The organism is Paenibacillus xylanexedens (assembly GCF_017874615.1).
Classification (GTDB): Bacteria; Bacillota; Bacilli; order Paenibacillales; family Paenibacillaceae; genus Paenibacillus; species Paenibacillus xylanexedens.
Genome location: NZ_JAGIKV010000055.1, coordinates 1 through 1,283 on the forward strand (window position 1 = coordinate 1; position 1,283 = coordinate 1,283).

The 1,283-nt window shown below is 44.2% G+C and carries 1 protein-coding gene; it reads left to right on the forward strand.

Going from position 1 to position 1,283, the window contains the following annotated elements:
• The first annotated feature begins 86 nt into the window (after positions 1-86).
• A protein-coding gene (locus tag J2Z28_RS30975; protein ID WP_211085774.1) for an IS3 family transposase occupies positions 87-1,237 on the forward strand; the annotation gives its coding sequence in 2 pieces (ribosomal slippage) (positions 87-348 and positions 348-1,237; 1,152 coding nt in all).
• Positions 1,238-1,283 lie beyond the last annotated feature (46 nt).

The window sequence follows — 1,283 nt, forward strand, 5'->3', positions numbered from 1 at the left end:
TGGTATTATCCCCTCAAGGTAGACAGTGAAAAAAAGAGATCATGTTAAAATGAACTCAACACTGAAAACCGGAGGGGATTTTTGCTATGCCAGCGAAAAAAGGCCAAACTTTTAATCAATATAGTGAAGAAACGAAGAAAGAGGCTGTTCGTCTGCGATTGGAAGAAAGTTGGACATACAGTCGGATCATGGAGAAGTTTGGTATTAAGAGTGAGAGCCAGATTATTACTTGGGTACGGAAAAGCCAAAATGGAGAGAGTTTTGAGGATTATCGAGGACGTTGGACGAAGAAGCATTTTAGCAGTGCAGAAGAAGAAAATGCTTATCTGAAAGCGCAGGTAGAATATCTAAAAAAGCTCAATCCGAATTTGCACGGAGAGGGAAGCTGGATTTCGAAGCCCGGTGCCAGTCCGTTCGAGAAATAAGTAAGTGGGCACCTGTGGTTTGGTTGTGTAAAATTGCTGAAATTTCTCGTGCAGGTTACTACAAATGGAAGAAGAATATCGTCCTCCGAGAGAAACGAGCAGATCGGGATGCGGATCTAAAAGCACATATTTTAGGCATTCACCGGCTTCGTCCTTATTTCGGCTACAAACGTATGCGAACCGCGTTAGGAAAGGAGGGCCTCGTGGTGAATCACAAAAAGGTACGCCGCTTAATGAGAGAACTCCAGATTCGTTCCGTGATTCGCAAGAAACGCCCATTTGCTGGCCGGAAACCGTCAGTTCTATTCCGTAATGTCTTAAATCGGGAATTCTCGGCGGCAGCTCCTGTGCAGAAACTCGTGACGGATATTACGTATGTCCGGATCGGGCATGATTTTGCTTATCTCTCGGTTGTGATGGATCTATACAACAACGAGATTGTAGCTTGGGAACTCTCCGAGCGAAATGACTTAAAACTTGTGATGGAAACGGTAAAGAAACTGAAATGTGGACCGGCCTTACTCCATTCCGACCAGGGGTTCCAGTATACAACACAGAGCTATGCCAAGTTGCTTGAAGAGAAGAAGCTAACAGGAAGCCATTCTCGGCGTGGGAACTGCTATGACAATGCATGTATTGAGTCGTTCTTCTCCCACTTAAAGACAGAGAAGTTGTATTTGGAGAAGCCTCAGAATCTGGAACAAGCAAGGAACCAAATTACAGAGTATATTTTGTTTTACAACAAGGACCGTTTCCAAAACAAACTCGGCGACCTCTCCCCAATTGAATTCCGGGAAAAAGTCGCCGCTTAATGGAATTTCTCTTTTTTTATTGTCTACTTGACGGGGCTATGACCAA